Origin of the sequence: Bradyrhizobium sp. TM233 (genome assembly GCF_036247965.1) — a bacterium.
GTDB classification, from domain to species: Bacteria; Pseudomonadota; Alphaproteobacteria; order Rhizobiales; family Xanthobacteraceae; genus Bradyrhizobium; species Bradyrhizobium ottawaense.
Genome location: NZ_BTIG01000010.1, coordinates 227,046 through 244,572, shown reverse-complemented (window position 1 = coordinate 244,572; position 17,527 = coordinate 227,046). Strand labels below are relative to the sequence as shown.

Genomic DNA, 17,527 nt, shown 5'->3' with positions numbered 1-17,527 from the left:
AGGGTGGGCAAAGCGACTTGTCCGCCGTAGCTCGAAGAGCGAAGGCGGAAGCGTGCCCACGATCTCTGTCCGCAACGCAAGGTCCGTGGGCACGGCGCTAATGCGCCTTTGCCCACCCCACGATTTTCGGATTCGTGGAGAGAGGCCCCCGCCCAAACGATGCTGTGTCTGCGCCTCGCTCGGTTATAGATCCCGCTCCCAGGTCTCGCCGACCAGATCGGCACCGAAGCTGTGGTGCTTCTCTTCCTTCACGAGCTTGAAGCCTGCGCTTTGATAGATGCCGCGTGCGGCAACCAGGATGCTTTGCGTCCACAGCGTCATCCTGCCGTAGCCCCGCTCGCGAGCGCCCTGGAGGCATTGCTCGACCAGCGCGCGGCCGACACCGAGCCCGCGCGCTTTCTTCTCCACCTGCAACAGGCGCAGCTTGGCGGTCTCGTTGGTGGCCTTCACCAGAAAGATCGAGCCAACCGGCTCGCCGCCCACTTCCGCGATCCAGCAGTGCTCGCGCGCGGCATCGTAGTTCTTGATGAACTGTGCGCAGATCTCGGCGACCAGCGCCTCGTAGCTGATGTCCCAGTTGTAGTCCGCGGCATAGGCGGCGGCCTGTCGGGAGATGACCCAGCCCATGTCGCCGACGCGATGGCTGCGCAGCATGAACGCCGCGGGCTGGGTTCGACGTTGCTCCAGCACGGCCTCGATGGTCGCCATGGCCTGCGTGAGCCGTGTTGCATCGCTGGCCGAAAGCTGAGCCAGCATTGCGGCGACCTCGTTTTGCGAGCTCAGGTTCAGCTTGGCGTAGGTCTGGCGGCCCTTGGCGGTGAGGCTGAGCTGGTATTGCCGGCGATCTGCGGGCAGGGGCCTTCGCGTGATCAGCCCCTTTTCGTCGAAGCTCTGCACGATGCGGCTGAGATAACCGGGATCGAGGCCAAGCTCGATTCCGATCTCCTTTGCCGCCAGCTCGTCGCGATGCGCGAGTTCATAGAGCACGCGGGCCTCGCTGAGCGAAAACGGGCTCTTTCCAAGATGCTGGTCGAGCACACCGAGCTTGCGGGTGTAGAAGCGGTTGAAGGCGCGGACCGCTGCGATGCGATCGTCAGTGACCTGTTCGATCGCGAGGGCTGATGAGGAAGGGCTTGATGGCATGACGGCACCTCGATATTTGCCATTGTCAACTAATTATTTGACTTGGGCAAGTAGGAGGTGGCTTCAGCCGACCATGACGATCCGGCTGCGCAGCATGGTCCGGGACGAGCGGCCGAGCCGCCGGAGCAGCCGCGCCTCGGAATGGCGGGCCTGCGGCGGGTAGCCGCCGATCCGGTCGTAATGATCACGCGCGATCAAAAGGCCCTGATCGCCGAGTGGGCCGATCAGCCTGCGCATCACGGCCCGGAGGATGTCGCGCAATCCAGTATCGGCGTAAGGCGAGCGCGCATAGCGGAACACGGCAGCACGGTCCCGTCCGCTGGTCGCAACAGCCTGGATGAACTGGGTGGTTTCCTCGATCCAGCCGGTTTCGAGCACGGCGCCTGCGGGCAGGAACATCAGCCACGGCGAGCGGGCCTGGAGCGCGCCGGCCGCGAGCGCGGCGCCTTGCGAAGAACCCTCGAAGCCGACGAAACGGCAGCCTGCGACGTCGGCAACCCGCTCGATGACGCCGTTGCGGGTGCCGTCGACCAGAAGCACCTCCCGGATGATTCCGGCGGCGGCCCCGGGGACCAGCGCGGCCAGAGTCGCCACCGCGGTCTGCTCGACGCCTTCAGTCGGAATGATGACGCTCAGCATGATTGAGGCTTCAATGTCTGCACTTCGGGAGAAGCGTAGCTTGTTATGATGTTGTCATAAACACGTGGCGTTGCCGAGTGCAACTTTCCGGCGGCGCTTCGGCGTGCGATGGTAAACTGCAGCCAGTGATCGCAGCCAAATGTGTCACGCGCGGGGTTGGCAATGTTGCCAATTGTTTCGGTACAAGCTCGTCCCGAGGGTATTAACCCGGAGTTTCGCGGCAACATTGCGTGGCGCGCGGGTAGCTGGCTCCTGCAGGCAGGGGGCGCCCTGCAAGAAAGGTTCGAACGGCAAATGTGTGATTTTGGTGCCGGCGGAGGCTTCCTGTGAACGCCGATCAACTCGCTGTTGGCACGGCGTCGACGTCGCCGAAGCCGGAGGCTGCGCCGACCTTGCGGATCCGCGCGCTGATGCTGGGCGACCGCATCAACGCCTCCGGTCTCGAGATCGGCACGCTGGTCTCGTCGATGCCCGCCGCCTTCCGGGTCCATGCCGGCCTTGCCGTGATCTTCCGCTACGGCGTCGTGGTGCTGATCGGGCTGCTTCCGTCGGAGGAGAAGGTCCTCATCGACAATCTCAAGTCACGCGTGATCGGCGAGCTCAGCCCGTATGAGGAAGAGATCGCGCAGGCGCAGCTCTGCAAGGATGAAAGCGCCGAGGCGATCCAGCCGGGCGGGCCGATCTGCCTCGCAAAGTTCTCCGACGACCGGCTGCTGCTGATTGCGGACGCGCTCGCCAAAAGCACGTCGCTGGCGCGCGACGAGCGCCGCGTCGCCGCGGTCTTCGATGTGATCGAGCCGTTTGCGCGGGAGCTCGCCGAGCACGGCCGCACGCCGCGCCGTCGCAAGGGCATCCTGCAACTGATCGGCAATGCACTGCTGGTGCAGCAGCGCGTCGCCGGCCGCGTCGCGATCGCCGAGAAGCCCGACGTGCTCTGGGAGAAGCCCGAGCTCGACCGGCTCTATTCCCGCCTCGAGGACGAGTACGAGCTGAAAGAACGTCTCGACACGCTCGAGCGCAAGCTCACCGCGGTGTCGGAGACCGCCAACGCGCTGGCCGACATCATCGACACCCAGCGCTCACTCCGCCTGGAGATCGCGGTCGTGGTGCTGATCGTGATCGAGGTCGCGATCGGGTGCTTTCAGATCCTGACCGGCACTCACTGAGGCGCGTCGGCGCGTCTGTCCTGTCGACCGGATTGCGCCTGCCACGCGGCGATCTCGGCAAGCTCGGCTTCGGGCCGTGTCCGGATCGTCTCGCAGCGTCCGAGATAAAGCTCTCCAGCATCGCCTTCGATCGTAATCCAATCGCCTTCGGCAAATGCGACGTCGCCGAGCTCGGCCCGTCCGGCGACAGGGTCGATCTTCAGCTCACGGCAGCCGACCACGCAGGGCTTGCCCATTTGTCGCGCCACCAGGGCCGCGTGCGAGGTGCGCGCACCGACCGAGGTGACGATGCCGGCGGCCAGGGCGAAGCCTGCGACGTCGGCGGTGCTGGTGTCGGGACGCAGCAGGATGGCCGGCTCGCCGGCGGCCGACAGGCGCTGAGCGCTTTCGGACGAGAACGCCGCCCGTCCGATACCGATACCGCCGGAGGCACCGATGCCGGTCGTTGCGGGCTTGCCGGCGGACACCAATCTGGTTTCGTTGAGCGAGGCGAGGTCGATCTCCGCGATGCGCCCCAATGCCTCGTCCTTCGAGATCAGGCCTTCATGCACGAGGTCGATCGCGATCCTGGCGGCGGCCCGTGGCGTGCGCTTGGCCGCCCGGGTCTGGAGGATCCAGAGCTTGCCGTTCTCGACCGTGAACTCGACATCCTGGACATCGGCGAACGCGCACTCGAGTCGCTTCAGCACATCGCCAAGCTCCGATTCGAGTTTCGGCAGCTCGCGGGCGATCGCCTCGGCCGTATCAGGTGCGCGTCTTCCGGAAACGACGTCTTCCCCCTGCGCATCGAGCACGAGGTCGATCATGGGGCGCCGCGCGCCCGTCGACGGATCGCGCGAGAATGCCACGCCCGCCCCGGAGGCGAGACCGCTGTTGCCGAAGACCATTGCCTGCACGGTCACGGCAGTGCCCTCTAGCGCTTCGAGGTGCTGGAGGCTTCGATAAGTCTGCGCTCGCTCGCTCATCCAGGAGCGATAGACCGCCTGGGCTGCCGCCTCCAGCTGCGCGAAGGCGTCCTCCAGCGAGCCGTCGGCGCGATCCTCGATCAGAGCCTGCTCGCGGCTGGCGAGCCGCTCCAGCGCTTCGCTGTCGAGCTCACGGTCGCTGCCGGCGTATTCGGCTGCGACCAGCTCCGAGATGCGCGCGGCAAAAGCGGCCTGGTCGAGCTCGAGCACGGTCTCGCCAAAGCTCTCCAGGAAACGTCGCCGGCAATCCCATCCGAGCCGCGGACGGCCGGTCGCGCGGATCAGGCCGTGCACGGCATCGGATGTGCAGCCGACATTGAGAACGGTGTCGAGCATGCCCGGCATCGATCGCGCCGCGCCCGAACGCACCGACACCAGCAGCGGTTGCCTGCGGTCGCCGAAGCGCTTTCCCGTGGCGCTCTCCAGGAGCGAGATGCCCTCCTTCAAGCCGTCGCGCAGGTGTCGTGCGGCGTGCGCATGCCCTGCAATGATGTCGGCGCAGAGCTTGACCGGGAGCACGAAGGCGGGCGGCACCGGCAGGCCCAGCGCCGCCATGCGGGCGAGGTTGGCGGCCTTGGCGCCGATTTCTTCGGCGGGCGGCAATTCGGCGGCTTCAGCGCCGATACGCGCGATATGCATGGTGGCTTCCTCAAGCTGCGAGATCGATCATGATGTGACGGCGGAGCAGATGCCCGAACGAGGCGAAGCGGTCGGTGGCGCGCTCGACGGCGCGGGCGAGCTCGATCACGGACAGCGAGGTCGCGACGTCGAAGCCGCCGCCGAACACCAGTGCAGTCGTCGCCCGTTCGCGGCTGTCGGCAGCGTGTTCGGCATCGATCAGGCGGGTCACGGCGGAGAGCGCGTCCTCGGAATCGGCGCGCCGTCCCTCCGGCACGTCGATGGCTGCAGCGACGCCGCTCGCGGCCGCTTCGGTCGCGGTCTGTGCCACCGCGCAAAGCTCGGCCAGCGATGCCAGCAGGGATGGATCGGTCCTTTCCGGCATCAGCGAGGCGATGAATGCGGCCTGCTCAAGTTCGTCGACGGCTTCCTCAGCGCGATCGATCAGTTGCCCGATCAGCGGGCGCGCATTGAGGCGATCGACCTCGTTGCGGCTCTCGAGCGCGATCCTGTCGGCCTTCTGCTCGATCGCGCCGCAGCGCTGCGTCAGCAGTTTGCCGTCGGCAGGCTGACCGGTCCGCAACGCGGCGATATGGCGCGAGATCGCGGCGACGAGATCGTGGGCGAGGCCGATCTGACGCAGCACGGCCGCCAGCAGAGCCCCGTCGACGCGATCCAGGTGCCGCATCAGATCGGCCTCGATCTGGTCGCGCACCGTCCTGACCGATCGGCCCGCAAGCAGTGCCTCGGTGGAGGCGCGCAGCGACGCCTTGAGGAAATCGATTGCGGCGGTGCGGCCGAGCGCCTGGTCGAGCCGCTCGCCGAAGCCGATCCGCGCGGGGGCGGCGTTGCGGACCGCGGAGCTGAGCAGATCGTTACCACCGAGCTCGAGAAAGCCGCGATGGCCGATCCGTTGACCCGCAGCCCATTCCAGGATGCGTGCCGCGTCCTCCTTGGCGACCCAGGTCCTCAGCAGCTTGCGCGCCTTGTTCCAGTCGATCAGAAAGACCAGTGCGGCACCGACCGCCGCGAGGAATTCGTTGCGATCGGTGGCGTGTCCGGTCTCATACTGGCCGGTGACGAGATAGAACGAATTGTCCTCGCCGAGGCCTGCGGCGGTGTGACGATCGAGCCCGCTCCACGTCGCCTCGAAATCGTCGAACAGTGAAATGAAGAATTTCGCGCGGGCCAGATGCACGTCGGTGTAGGTGACGGTGACCGCGTTCTTCTTCACCGCGATCACCACGACGTGGGCGTCCGTGGTGCCGATGTCGTTCTGGATCAGCAGGCGGCCGGCGACGCGGGTGGCCATGGTGTCGAGGCCTGGATGATTGAACTTGAGACCGCGCGTCGCATTCAGCCCCTTCATGAAGGCGGCGACGGCCGTCCGGTCCTCGCTGTGCAGGCCAAAGACATGGGCGCCGTCGAGCGCTTCTTCCGAGCAGCTCGCCGCAAGCCTGTTGAGTTGCTTGTGCAGATCCATGACGAGGCGATGCAGGCTGTCGCCGCCGCTGTCGGCCACGCCGGTCAGACGCGCGACATGGGACATCTCGATCTCGCCGGCGGCCTCGAGCAGGCCTGCTGCGCGGATCGTGTCGAGCCGCGCCTGCGCCCTCTCGCCATCGCTCGCTGCGCCCGCGCCGACGGCGCGGATCATGGTCGCTGCGTCGTCCGCAATCTCCTGCATCAGCTTCGCAAGATCGGGGGCCGCGAGCCGGCTCTGTCCGATCAGATGGGCGCCGCCGATCAGCGTCGCGATCTCGGCAGGGGCTATGCCTGCAGTCTGACTTTCGACGCCAAGGTCGCTCGCGGGCCGGCCCGGCTGCTGCGCATGCTGGACCGCCGCCTGCAATGCGCTCATCCGCACCTTGATGCGGTCGTTGGCAGCGAGCCCTTCCGCCACCAGCGCGGGCAACAGGATGTCGCCTTGTCCGAGCTCTTCGATGATGTGGGTCTTCATGATCTGTCCGCCCGATGAGTGATGCGGTCTCTATGCCACGAGACCCTGGCGACGTTGTTGCGGCAGATCATTCATAAAAACGTCACGTGACGTGATGTTTGCGGATCAGAGCAGCGCAATGGCGCGCGATCGTCATCTCTTCATCGGTTGCAATGACGAAGATCTCGACGGTGCTGTCGCCGCTGTCGACGCGCTCGCGCGTCTCATCGTTCGCTACGGCATCGATGCGCACGCCCATCCATGCGAGACGTTCGCCGATCGCGCTGCGGATCTCCTTGGCGTGCTCGCCGATGCCGCCGGTGAAGACCAGACAGTCGAGGCCGCCAAGCGTGGTCGCCATCATCGCGACCTGCTGCGCTGTACGGAAGGTGAAGAGATCGATCGCCTCCCGTGCGGCAATCTCGCCGCTCGCAAGCAGCGTGCGCATGTCCGCGGAGATGCCGGAGACACCGATGAGGCCGGACTCGTGATAGAGCAGGTGCTGGACAGCCTCGATCGACATCTTCTCGTGCTGTTGCAGATAGAGCAGCACGCCGGGATCGATCGTGCCGCAGCGTGTGCCCATCACGAGACCGTCGAGCGGCGTCAGTCCCATGGTGGTGTCCACGCTGCGGCCGTTGCGCAACGCGCACAGGCTGGCGCCGTTGCCGAGATGCGCGATGACGACGCGCTTGGCGACGAGCTCCGGCGCAATCTCGGCAAGGCGTCCCGCGACATATTCGAAGGAGAGGCCGTGAAATCCGTAGCGTCGGACGCCATGTTCCTCGTAGCGCCTCGGAATGGCGAAGCGGCTCGCGGGGGGCGTCAGGCCGTGGTGGAACGCCGTATCGAAGCAGGCGATCTGTGTCAGCGCTGGCCGGATCGCCGCAAGCGCACGAATTGGCGCGAGGCACCGCGGCTGGTGCAGCGGCGCCAGCGGCGTCAATGCCTCCAGCTTCGCGGTGATGTCGTCGGTCAGCGCGACCGGGCCTGAATAGTCCGGCCCGCCATGAACGATGCGATGGCCGACGGCACGCAGATGGTGTTCGCCGAAACGGTCCTCGATGAAGGCGAGCACATCGGCGAACAGATGGCCGCCATCGGCGTCCGGCGTCTCATTCCGTGTCTCGAACAGATCTTCGCCCGCCGGGCTCTTCACCACGAGCCGGGGTTTTGCCTCGTGCTCGTCGAGCAGCCCCTTGCAGAGCAGTCTGGGTTCAACAGCCGAGATCTCGAATAGGCCGAACTTGATGCTCGACGATCCCGAGTTGAGGACGAGGACCGTGTCCGACATGGCTAGTCGCCGGCTTCGGCCGGGGTATTGCCGCCGGAGCTGTTGGGCCAGACCCAGTCTTGGACATCAGGCATGTCCTCGCCGTATTCGCGCACGTAGCGCGAATGCTCGATCAGCTTGTCGCGGAATTGCTGCCTCGCCTGCGCGGCCTTGGCGGCGAGCCCGGGCACGCGTTCGATCGCCTCGATCGCGAGGTGGTAACGGTCGAGCTCGTTGAGCACGACCATGTCGAACGGCGTCGTCGTGGTGCCCTCCTCGGCAAAGCCGCGCACATGCATTCCGGCGTGGTTGGTCCGGTTATAGGTCAGGCGGTGGATCAGATAGGGATAGCCGTGATAGGCGAAGATGACGGGCCTGTCGGATGTGAACAGGCTGTCGAAGTCGCGGTCGGACAGGCCATGCGGATGCTGGTCTTTCGGTTGCAGCGTCATGAGATCGACGACGTTGACGACGCGGATCTTCAGGTCCGGCAGCGCCTTGCGCAACAGGTCGACGGCGGCGAGCGTCTCCAGCGTCGGGACGTCGCCGGCGCAAGCCATCACTACGTCGGGCTCGCCGCTTGCGTCCTCGTTGCCGGCCCAGGTCCAGATGCCGATGCCGGCATCGCAATGCGTCGCAGCGTCCTGCATTGACAGCCATTGCGGCGCCGGCTGCTTGCCGGCGACGATCACGTTGATGCGGTTGTAGGTGCGCAGGCAGTGGTCGGCGATCCACAGCAGCGTGTTGGCATCCGGCGGGAAGTAGATGCGGACGATGTCGGCCTTCTTGTTGGCGACGAGATCGACGAAGCCGGGATCCTGATGGCTGAAGCCGTTATGGTCCTGCCGCCAGACATGCGAGGTCAGGAGATAATTGAGCGAGGCGATCGGGCGCCGCCATGGCAGGTGCCGCGTCACCTTCAGCCATTTGGCGTGCTGGTTGAACATGGAATCCACGATGTGGATGAAGGCCTCGTAGCAGGAGAAGAAGCCGTGGCGCCCGGTGAGCAGATAGCCCTCGAGCCAGCCCTGGCAGAGATGCTCACTCAGCACCTCCATGACGCGGCCGTCCTGCGCCAGATGCACGTCGTAAGGCTCGATCGGCTCCATCCAGACCCGCTCGGTCTCCTCGAACACCGCATCCAGCCGGTTTGATGCAGTTTCGTCCGGACCCATGATACGGAAATTGCGTTCCTGCGCGTTGAGACGGATGACATCGCGCAGGAATTTGCCGAGCTCGCGCGTTGCTTCGGCTATGACGCCGCCGGGTCGCGGCACCTCGATGGCGAAGCTGCGGAAGTCCGGCAGCTTCAGCTCCTTCTTCAGCAGGCCGCCATTGGCATGCGGATTGGCGCCCATGCGGCGAATGCCTTCGGGCGCGAGCGCCTGAAGCTCCGGAATGAGCGCGCCGCTCTCATCGAACAGCTTTTCGGGCTCGTAGCTGCGCATCCAGTCTTCGAGGATCTTGAGGTGCCCCGGGTTCTCGCGACAGCCGGCCACTGGAACCTGATGCGCGCGCCAAAACCCCTCGACCTTCTTGCCATCGACCTCCTTCGGGCCGGTCCAACCCTTCGGGCTGCGCAGCACGATCATCGGCCAACGCGGCCGCTCGACTGCCTTGCGTCCGTCGCGGGCGTGCTGCTGGATCGAGCGGATGCTGGCGAGCGCGACGTCGAGCGCATCCGCCATGGCCTGGTGCATCAATTTGGGATCGTCGCCCTCGACGAACAGCGGCTCGTGGCCGAACCCGCGGAAGAGATCGCGGATCTCGCTGTCGGGCATCCGCCCGAGCACGGTCGGGTTGGCGATCTTGTAGCCATTCAGATGCAGGATCGGCAGCACCGCGCCGTCATGGGTGGGGTTCACGAACTTGTTGGAGTGCCAGGACGCAGCTAACGGGCCGGTCTCGGCCTCGCCGTCGCCGACGACGCAGGCGACGATCAGATCGGGGTTGTCCAGCGCCGCGCCATAGGCGTGCACCAGCGCGTAGCCGAGTTCGCCGCCCTCGTGGATCGAGCCCGGCGTTTCCGGCGCCGCGTGGCTCGGAATGCCGCCGGGAAACGAGAACTGCCTGAACAGCTTGCGCATGCCGTCCGCATCGCGCGCGATGTCGGGATAGATCTCGCTGTAGCTGCCCTCCAGATAGGTGTTGGCGACCATGCCCGGCCCGCCATGGCCGGGGCCGCAGACATAGAGCACGCTGATATCGAGCGCGCGGATGACGCGGTTGAGATGGGCGTAGATGAAGTTCAGGCCCGGCGTCGTGCCCCAATGGCCGAGCAAACGCGGCTTGATGTGCTCGGCCCGCAAGGGCTCGCGCAGCAGCGGATTGTCGAGCAGGTAGATTTGCCCGACGGAGAGGTAGTTCGCGGCGCGCCAGTAGCGGTCGAGGAGGTCGAGGTTGCTGCTTGCCGCGGCCGATTGTTGTTGATTTGTCATGTTCCTGCTGACCTTCACCCGGCGATCGTCACCAACATTGTTCCGCGACGATCGATCCCTGGCCGGCATCAAACGAAATCATTGCGACGGGCATGTTGCGTGAGGTCAAAAGACCGCGCCCGAAATTTGGGCGGCTACTTTGCATGGGGTTGTTTTCCCATTTTTTGTTTACGTTCTTGATTTGTTCCTTTTGCGTGCTATCTTGGCTTCATGAGTCCAGCAGCATCCTCTCATGCTCTCAAACACCCGCCGGTCAAGGCGCCCTCCGAGCCGGCGGGTGTGGACTCTGACTTTCCCGAGCTGGGCGTCGCCATCGACCGCGCGCGCAGGCGAGGGCGGGGCGCACAGTCGAATGCCAGCGGCCGCTATGAGGCCGAGGCGCGCGTCGCCTTCGACGACGGCTGGCAGAGCCTGGAAGAGCTGCCGCCGTTCACGACCAGTGTCGGGGTCGACACCTCACGCAAGGTGATCACCCGCAACGATTCCCCCGATATCGGCTTCGACCGCTCGATCAATCCCTATCGCGGCTGCGAGCATGGCTGCGTCTACTGCTTCGCACGGCCGACCCATGCCTATCTCGGCCTGTCGCCGGGGCTCGACTTCGAGTCAAAACTGTTCGTGAAGCCCGAGGCGCCCGCGCTGCTGGAGAAGGAGCTCGCCGCGACCGGCTATGAGCCGCGGATGATCGCGATCGGCACCAACACCGACCCCTATCAGCCGATCGAGCGCGAGCGCAAGATCATGCGCGGCATCCTCGAGGTTCTCGAGCGTGCCGGCCATCCCGTCGGCATCGTCACCAAATCGGCGCTGGTGGTGCGCGACATCGACATTCTCGCGCGGATGGCCAAGCGCAACCTCGCCAAGGTCGCGATCTCGGTCACCTCGCTCGATCCGAAGCTGGCGCGCAGCATGGAGCCGCGCGCCTCGACGCCGCCGAAGCGGCTGGAGGCGCTGAAGCAGCTCTCGGACGCCGGCATTCCCACCACCGTGATGGTCGCGCCCGTAATCCCCGCGCTGAACGATTCCGAGATCGAGCGCATCCTCGATGCCGCCGCCCATGCCGGCGTCAAGGAAGCCTCCTACGTGCTGCTGCGGCTGCCGCTGGAGGTGCGGGATCTCTTCCGGGAATGGCTGATGGCGAACTATCCGGACCGCTATCGCCACGTCTTTACGCTGATCCGCGACATGCGCGGCGGCCGCGACTACGATGCGAAATGGGGCGAGCGGATGAAGGGCACTGGACCGATGGCCTGGACCATCGGCCGCCGCTTCGAGATCGCCTGCGACAGGCTCGGGCTGAACAAGCGGCGCTCCAAGCTGACGACGGATCACTTTTCCCGGCCGAAGCGGAACGGCGATCAGCTCAGCCTGTTCTGAGCGGGAAGTGGAAGAGGCGTCGCATGAGTAAGCAAGTTTCGGCTCCGGTGCCGCGGCTCACCGTCATCACGCTCGGTGTCAGCGATATCCGCGCCAGCATCGCCTTTTACGACGCGCTCGGGTTCTCGCGCCGGCTGCAGGCGACCGGCGAGGCGGTGGCGTTCTACGATACCGGCGGTCCGGTGCTCGCGCTGTATCCTTGGGATCAGCTTGCGGCCGATGCCAAGCTGCCCGGCGATCCGAGGCCGTCGACGTTCCGCGGCGTGACGCTTGCCTGGAACTGTGTCACGCGAGAGGAAGTGGATGCGGTGCTGGCCTTCGCCCTCGGCAAAGGGGCAAAGCTGCTGAAGGCCGCGCACGAGACCGATTACGGCGGTTATTCCGGCTATTTCGCCGATCCCGACGGCCATCCCTGGGAGGTCGTGGTCGCACCCGGCATCGCGGTCGGCGAGGACCGGCGCGTGCATCTGGCGGAGTAGGCCGGCCTGAATAGCGGGAATTGCGAGGGGTTCCCGGTTGCGCCGGCCGGGCCGCTTGCGCACGATCCCGGCCATGATTCGGGACAAGTCCGCCAAGACACCGGCCAAAGACGCGCCAAAGAAGGACGCTGCGAAGAAGGCTGCGCCCGCCAAGGCCAGCAAGGCGCCTGCGACCAAGGCTTCGCCGGGCAAGAGCGCTGCCAGGAAAGGCATCATCGCGGTCGCACCGCCGAGCTTCCGGCGCGAGCGCGCGCTGATCAAGCGTGGCGTCTGGCCCGTCGCCGGCTGCGACGAGGCCGGCCGCGGGCCGCTGGCAGGTCCTGTGGTGGCGGCCGCGGTGATTCTCGACCCCGACCGGATCCCGCGCGGCATCGACGATTCCAAGCGTCTGACGGCGGAGCAGCGCGAAAGACTGTTCGACAAGATCTGCGCCACCGCCCAGGTCTCCGTCGCCGTGGCTTCGCCGTCGCGAATCGATCGCGACAACATATTGCGCGCCTCGCTGTGGGCGCTGAAGCGCGCCGTGGTGGCGCTGCCGGAGGCGCCCAGGCATGTCTTCGTCGACGGTCGCGACCGGCTCGACACGGAATGCGACTGTGAGGCGGTGATCGGCGGCGACGGCATTGTGTTGTCGATCGCCGCGGCCTCCATCATCGCCAAGGTGACGCGCGACCGCCTGATGTGCGCGCTGGCGCAGGACTGCCCCGGTTACGGCTTTGAGCAGCACAAGGGCTACGCCGTCCCCGAGCACCTCGACGCACTCGACCGCCTCGGTCCCACCGTCCACCACCGCAGCTTCTTCGCCCCGGTCGCGGCGGCGCGTGCCAAGCACATGCCGTGGACCGTCGAGCCGGTGCAGGATCTGTTTACGGTCACCGAGGTCGAGGTGCCGGTGGAAGCCAGCGTCGAGATCGACGCGTCGGCGAATCTCTAGAGTTAGCCAGGCGGGACAAGCCGGGCATGACGAGGAAACCGTCGTTGCCACAACGCGCAGCGCCCCCTATCAAAGTGTTTGTAAGCGAATAGGGCCGGCTGGACGGGTTGGCTGCATCTTTCGGACGTTGCATGCGGTTTACCTCCCTGGTCATCGAGCTCATTCGCGCCCGGCCGCGGCTGATCGTGTGGATCGCCGTGCTGCTGCAGGCCGCGATGTGGCTGTTCGTGGCGCTGGTGTTCTACCGCAGCCCGCCCGGCAGCCTCGCGACCCTCCTGGCCTTCGGACGCGAATACCAGGTCGGCACCGATCTCGGTCCGCCCTTGCCGGTCTGGCTCGCCGACATCGCCTATCGCGCCGCCGGCGGCCACATGTTCGGCGTCTATGTGCTGGCCGAGCTCTGCGAGATCGCGACTTTCATTGCGCTCTATCATCTCTCCCGCGCCGTGGTCGGCTCGCAGCAGGCGGTGCTCGCGGTGCTCTTGACCATGACAGTGCTCGCCTTCTCCTCGTCGGCGCTCGATTTCGGCCCGCTCGTGCTGGCCCGGCCGCTCTGGGCGCTGCTGCTGCTGCACTCCTGGCAGATCATCGGCCAGCGCCGCGGCAATGCCTGGTTCGCCTGGTCGATCGAGGCCGGCCTCTTGCTGCTGACGACGCCCGCGGCGGTCTTCCTCCTGCTGCTGCTCGTCGTCTTCGCGGTCTCGACCGCAGGCGGCCGCCGCACGCTGCGCGCGCTCGATCCGTTGTTCGCGCTGATCGTCGTCGCGGTGCTGGCGCTGCCCTATGCGGTCTGGCTGATGCGCGCCGAGACGCTCGTGATGCCGGCCTTGCCGCAAGTTGCGGAGCTGAATGCCCGCGCCCTGCATGCGGCCTGGCTGCTCGGCGGCCTCGTGCTCGGGGCGGCCGCGATCCCGGCGCTGACCTTCCTCAACACCGGCCTGTTCGCCGGCAAGAGCGAGGAGCCGCCGATCATCTATCGACCGCCGGTCGAGCCGCTCGCGCGCAACTTCGTCTATTTCTTCGCGCTGGCGCCTGCGCTGGGCGCGGTGCTGATCTCCGGTCTGCTCGGGCTCGAATCCGTCGTCGGCGGCGCCGGCGTCGTGCTGGTCATGTCCGGGCTTGCCGTGGTGGTCGCGGCCGGAGATCTCATTGCGATGCGCCGCGCGCGGATGCTGCGCATGGTGTGGGCTGCGGCCGTCGTGGCGCCGGCCGTCGGCGTCGTGCTCGCCGTCCTGCTGCTGCCCTGGACCGGCGCCAATGAGATCGCGACCTCGATGCCGGCGCGTGCGATCTCGGACTTCTTCGACGAGAGCTTTGCCCGCCGCACCAACCATCGCCTGCGCGCGGTGGCCGGCGAGGCATCGCTTGCGAGCCTGATCACGCTGCATTCCGGCCGGCCGCACCTCTTCATCGACGCCGACCCTGCGCGCACGCCCTGGATCAATCAGGCCAAGTTCAGCGAGACCGGCGGCGTCGTGGTCTGGCGCGCCTCCGATACCGCCGGCACGCCGCCGCCGGACATCCTCAAACGCTTTCCGGGCATCGTGCCGGAGGTGCCGCGCGCCTTCGAATGGCTGGTGACCGGTCGCCAGCAGCTCCTGCGCATCGGCTGGGCCATCGTGCGGCCGAAGGGGACGTGAGGACGTAGGTCTCGTGCCCCGGACGCTGCGCAGCGCTCTTCGGCGGTGCGCTGCAGAGCCGGGGCCCATCTCGCCGCATCGTACTGTGTTGCTTTCTGGGTCCCGGCTCTGCGGAGCGTCACTGCGTGCCGCACCGCGTCCGGGACACGAGAGCTCGTTACCCCGCCAGCACCTTGGCGATCGCCCGCAGATCCTGCCAGGCCAGCCGCTTGTAGGACGGCGAGCGCAACAGATAGGCCGGATGGAACGTCGGCAGCGCGCGGATGGTGCGCGCCCCCGTCTCGTAGTCGAACCAGCGCCCGCGGGTGCGCATGATGCCCTCGCGCGTTCCCAGCAGCGTCTGCGTCGAAGGATTGCCGAGCGTCACCAGCACGTCGGGATTCACCAGCTCGATCTGGCGCTGGATGAAGGGCAGGCAGATTTGCGTTTCCTGCGGCGTCGGGGTGCGATTGCCGGGCGGCCGCCAGGGAATCACGTTGGCGATGTAGGCCGTGCTGCGGTTGAGGCCGATGGCTCCTATCATCAGGTCGAGCAGCTTGCCGCTGCGCCCGACGAAGGGCAGGCCCTCGATGTCCTCGTCGCGGCCCGGCGCCTCACCGACGAACATGATGCGCGCCTGCGGATTGCCGTCGGCAAATACCAATCGTGTCGCGGTGTGCTTCAGCGCGCAACCCTCGAAGCCTTGCATCAGCTCGCGCAGCGCTTCGAGCGTCGGCGCCGTGCGTGCAGCCTCGCGCGCCGAGGCGATCGCGATGTCGGGCGCGGGTGCGGCCTCGCCGCGCATCACCGCCGGCGCGGCGACCGGCCGCGGTGCCTCGACCGAAAGTGCCGCGCGCGGGGCCGGCGGCGGGGCATCCAATTCCGCCAGGCGGTCGATCGGTTCCTCCGCGAGCGCGCAGTCGACCCCGGCCTCCAGATAGAAGGCGAGAAGCTCGCGGACGGTGGGTGCGGGTTCGGGTATCATCGGAAAGTCTGACTATTAGTTCAGTTTAGGGCGCCTTGCACCCCCTTGCACCCCGGCGAAACGCATTTCCGAGGTTGTCCTACCCGGAAAAATCGGAAACAAGAGGGCGCAAATGACCAAGGACCGTCTCAAGGGCTGAGATCAGATGAGCACCGAAGAACTTCCTCCGCGCGAATCCATGGAATTCGACGTCGTCATCGTCGGCGCCGGCCCCTCGGGCCTGTCGGCTGCGATCCGGCTGAAGCAGCTCAACGCCGATCTCAACGTCGTCGTGGTCGAGAAGGGCTCGGAGGTCGGTGCGCACATTCTTTCCGGCGCCGTGATCGACCCGGCCGGGCTCGACAAGCTCGTTCCGGACTGGCGCGAGGATTCCGACTGCCCGCTCAAGACGCAGGTGAAGGACGACCGCTTCTACTGGATGACGGGCGGCGGCGCTATCAAGCTGCCGAACTTCTTGATGCCGCCGCTGATGGACAATCATCACTGCTACATCGGCTCGCTCGGCAATGTCTGCCGCTGGCTGGCGCGCAAGGCCGAAGCACTCGGCGTCGAGATCTATCCGGGCTTTGCTGCGGCCGAGGTGCTCTATGACGACGCCGGCAACGTCAAGGGCATTGCCACCGGCGACATGGGCATCGGCCGGGACGGCAAGCCAAAGGACTCCTTCACCCGTGGCATGGAGTTGCTCGGCAAGTACACGCTGTTCGCCGAAGGCGCCCGCGGCAGCCTGACCAAGCAGCTCATCGCCAAGTTCGCGCTCGACTCCAAGAGCGAGCCGACGAAGTTCGGCATCGGCCTCAAGGAAGTCTGGCAGATCGATCCCGCCAAGCACCAGAAGGGCATGATCCAGCATTCCTTCGGCTGGCCGCTCGATCTGAAGACCGGCGGCGGTTCGTTCCTTTATCACTATGACGACAATCTCGTTGCCGTCGGCTTCGTCGTGCATCTGAACTACGACGATCCGTATCTGTCGCCGTTCGACGAATTCCAGCGCTTCAAGACCCATCCTTCGATCCGCGGCACCTTTGAAGGCGCCAAGCGTCTCGCCTATGGCGCGCGCGCCATTACCGAGGGCGGCTACCAGTCGGTGCCGAGGCTGAGCTTCCCCGGCGGCGCGCTGATCGGCTGCGCGGCCGGCTTCGTCAACGTGCCACGCATCAAGGGCGTGCACAATGCAATGGGCACCGGCATGCTCGCGGCTGAACATGCCGCGGCGGCGCTGGCTGCCGATCGCGCCAACGACGAACTCGTCGAATACGAAAATGCGTGGCGTTCGTCGTCGGTCGGCAAGGATCTGTTCCTGGTCCGCAACGTCAAGCCGCTGTGGTCGAAGTTCGGCACCGTGCTGGGCGTCGCGCTCGGCGGCATCGACATGTGGTGCAACACGCTGTTCGGCGCTTCGCTGTTCGGCACCCAGGCGCACGCCAAGCCCGATCGCGCCACGCTCGATCCGGCCAAGCAGCACACGCCGAAGAACTACCCGAAGCCGGACGGCAAGATCTCCTTCGACAAGCTGTCCTCGGTGTTCCTGTCGAACACAAACCACGAGGAGGACCAGCCGGTCCATCTCAAGGTCACCGACATGAACCTGCAAAAGACCTCCGAGCATGACGTGTTCGCGGGACCCTCGAATCGCTATTGCCCGGCCGGCGTCTATGAATGGGTCGAGGAGGGCACGAGCCCACGCTTCCAGATCAACGCCCAGAACTGCGTCCACTGCAAAACCTGCGACGTGAAGGATCCCAACGGTAACATCACCTGGGTTCCTCCCGAGGGCGGCGGCGGTCCGAATTATGAGGCGATGTAAGAGCCGGCCGAGCAAGAGGACCTGATCACGAGGGTGATCCGGTGCACGTTCGCGTGAGGACACGGCTGCGGCCACCGGTCGCGGCCACGATAAGGCCATACTGGCAGCGTCTTGGGACCGCTCTTGGCCGGTCACTTGGCCGATT

13 protein-coding genes are annotated in these 17,527 nt (G+C 66.1%); 6 read left to right on the top strand and 7 right to left on the bottom strand.

What is annotated here, in order from left to right:
* Positions 1-183 precede the first annotated feature (183 nt).
* Complete coding sequence (locus AABA86_RS22950) at positions 184-1,143, bottom strand: bifunctional helix-turn-helix transcriptional regulator/GNAT family N-acetyltransferase (protein WP_338308525.1); 960 nt, start codon at positions 1,141-1,143, stop codon at positions 184-186.
* Between the two features lie 63 nt (positions 1,144-1,206).
* Positions 1,207-1,782, bottom strand: a complete 576-nt coding sequence (locus tag AABA86_RS22945) for a glycosyl transferase (protein WP_338308524.1) — start codon at positions 1,780-1,782, stop codon at positions 1,207-1,209.
* Positions 1,783-2,108: 326 nt separating this feature from the next.
* Between AABA86_RS22945 and AABA86_RS22940 the strand changes: the two genes are divergently transcribed.
* Positions 2,109-2,948 carry an RMD1 family protein gene (locus tag AABA86_RS22940; protein ID WP_338308523.1) on the top strand — a complete coding sequence of 280 codons (840 nt, stop codon included), beginning with the start codon at positions 2,109-2,111 and terminating at the stop codon, positions 2,946-2,948.
* Here AABA86_RS22940 and AABA86_RS22935 read toward each other — a convergent pair.
* From AABA86_RS22935 to AABA86_RS22920, 4 genes are all read right to left on the bottom strand, one after another.
* The gene (locus AABA86_RS22935) at positions 2,942-4,552 is read right to left on the bottom strand and encodes a PEP/pyruvate-binding domain-containing protein (RefSeq protein WP_338308522.1); all 1,611 of its coding nucleotides are present in this window, start codon (positions 4,550-4,552) and stop codon (positions 2,942-2,944) included. The genes AABA86_RS22940 and AABA86_RS22935 overlap by 7 nt on opposite strands.
* 10 nt (positions 4,553-4,562) lie before the next feature.
* The gene (locus tag AABA86_RS22930; protein ID WP_338308521.1) at positions 4,563-6,491 is read right to left on the bottom strand and encodes a hypothetical protein; all 1,929 of its coding nucleotides are present in this window, start codon (positions 6,489-6,491) and stop codon (positions 4,563-4,565) included.
* A gap of 82 nt (positions 6,492-6,573) precedes the next feature.
* Positions 6,574-7,764 (bottom strand): acetate/propionate family kinase, encoded by a 1,191-nt coding sequence (locus AABA86_RS22925; protein ID WP_338308520.1) that lies wholly within the window; start codon positions 7,762-7,764, stop codon positions 6,574-6,576.
* 2 nt (positions 7,765-7,766) lie between these two features.
* Positions 7,767-10,181: a phosphoketolase family protein gene (locus AABA86_RS22920; RefSeq protein WP_338308519.1), complete on the bottom strand. Its 2,415-nt coding sequence runs from the start codon at positions 10,179-10,181 to the stop codon at positions 7,767-7,769.
* Positions 10,182-10,391: 210 nt separating this feature from the next.
* On the opposite strand from AABA86_RS22920, the gene AABA86_RS22915 reads away from it, so the two are divergent.
* The 4 genes from AABA86_RS22915 (at position 10,392) to AABA86_RS22900 (ending at position 14,611) form a co-directional block, all read left to right on the top strand.
* Positions 10,392-11,558, top strand: coding sequence for a PA0069 family radical SAM protein (locus tag AABA86_RS22915; protein WP_338308518.1), 1,167 nt, complete (start codon positions 10,392-10,394; stop codon positions 11,556-11,558).
* A gap of 23 nt (positions 11,559-11,581) precedes the next feature.
* Entirely contained in the window at positions 11,582-12,037 is a 456-nt protein-coding gene (locus AABA86_RS22910) for a VOC family protein (protein ID WP_338308517.1), read from the top strand.
* 73 nt (positions 12,038-12,110) lie between these two features.
* Positions 12,111-12,971, top strand: a complete 861-nt coding sequence (locus AABA86_RS22905) for a ribonuclease HII (protein WP_338308516.1) — start codon at positions 12,111-12,113, stop codon at positions 12,969-12,971.
* Between the two features lie 131 nt (positions 12,972-13,102).
* On the top strand, positions 13,103-14,611 hold the full coding sequence (locus tag AABA86_RS22900) for a glycosyltransferase family 39 protein (protein WP_338308515.1): 1,509 nt from the start codon (positions 13,103-13,105) through the stop codon (positions 14,609-14,611).
* A gap of 157 nt (positions 14,612-14,768) precedes the next feature.
* On the opposite strand, the gene AABA86_RS22895 is transcribed toward AABA86_RS22900, so the two are convergent.
* Positions 14,769-15,575, bottom strand: coding sequence for a uracil-DNA glycosylase (locus tag AABA86_RS22895; RefSeq protein WP_338308514.1), 807 nt, complete (start codon positions 15,573-15,575; stop codon positions 14,769-14,771).
* A gap of 145 nt (positions 15,576-15,720) precedes the next feature.
* Here AABA86_RS22895 and AABA86_RS22890 point away from each other — a divergent pair, with 145 nt between their 5' ends.
* Positions 15,721-17,382 carry an electron transfer flavoprotein-ubiquinone oxidoreductase gene (locus tag AABA86_RS22890; protein WP_212249320.1) on the top strand — a complete coding sequence of 554 codons (1,662 nt, stop codon included), beginning with the start codon at positions 15,721-15,723 and terminating at the stop codon, positions 17,380-17,382.
* Positions 17,383-17,527 lie beyond the last annotated feature (145 nt).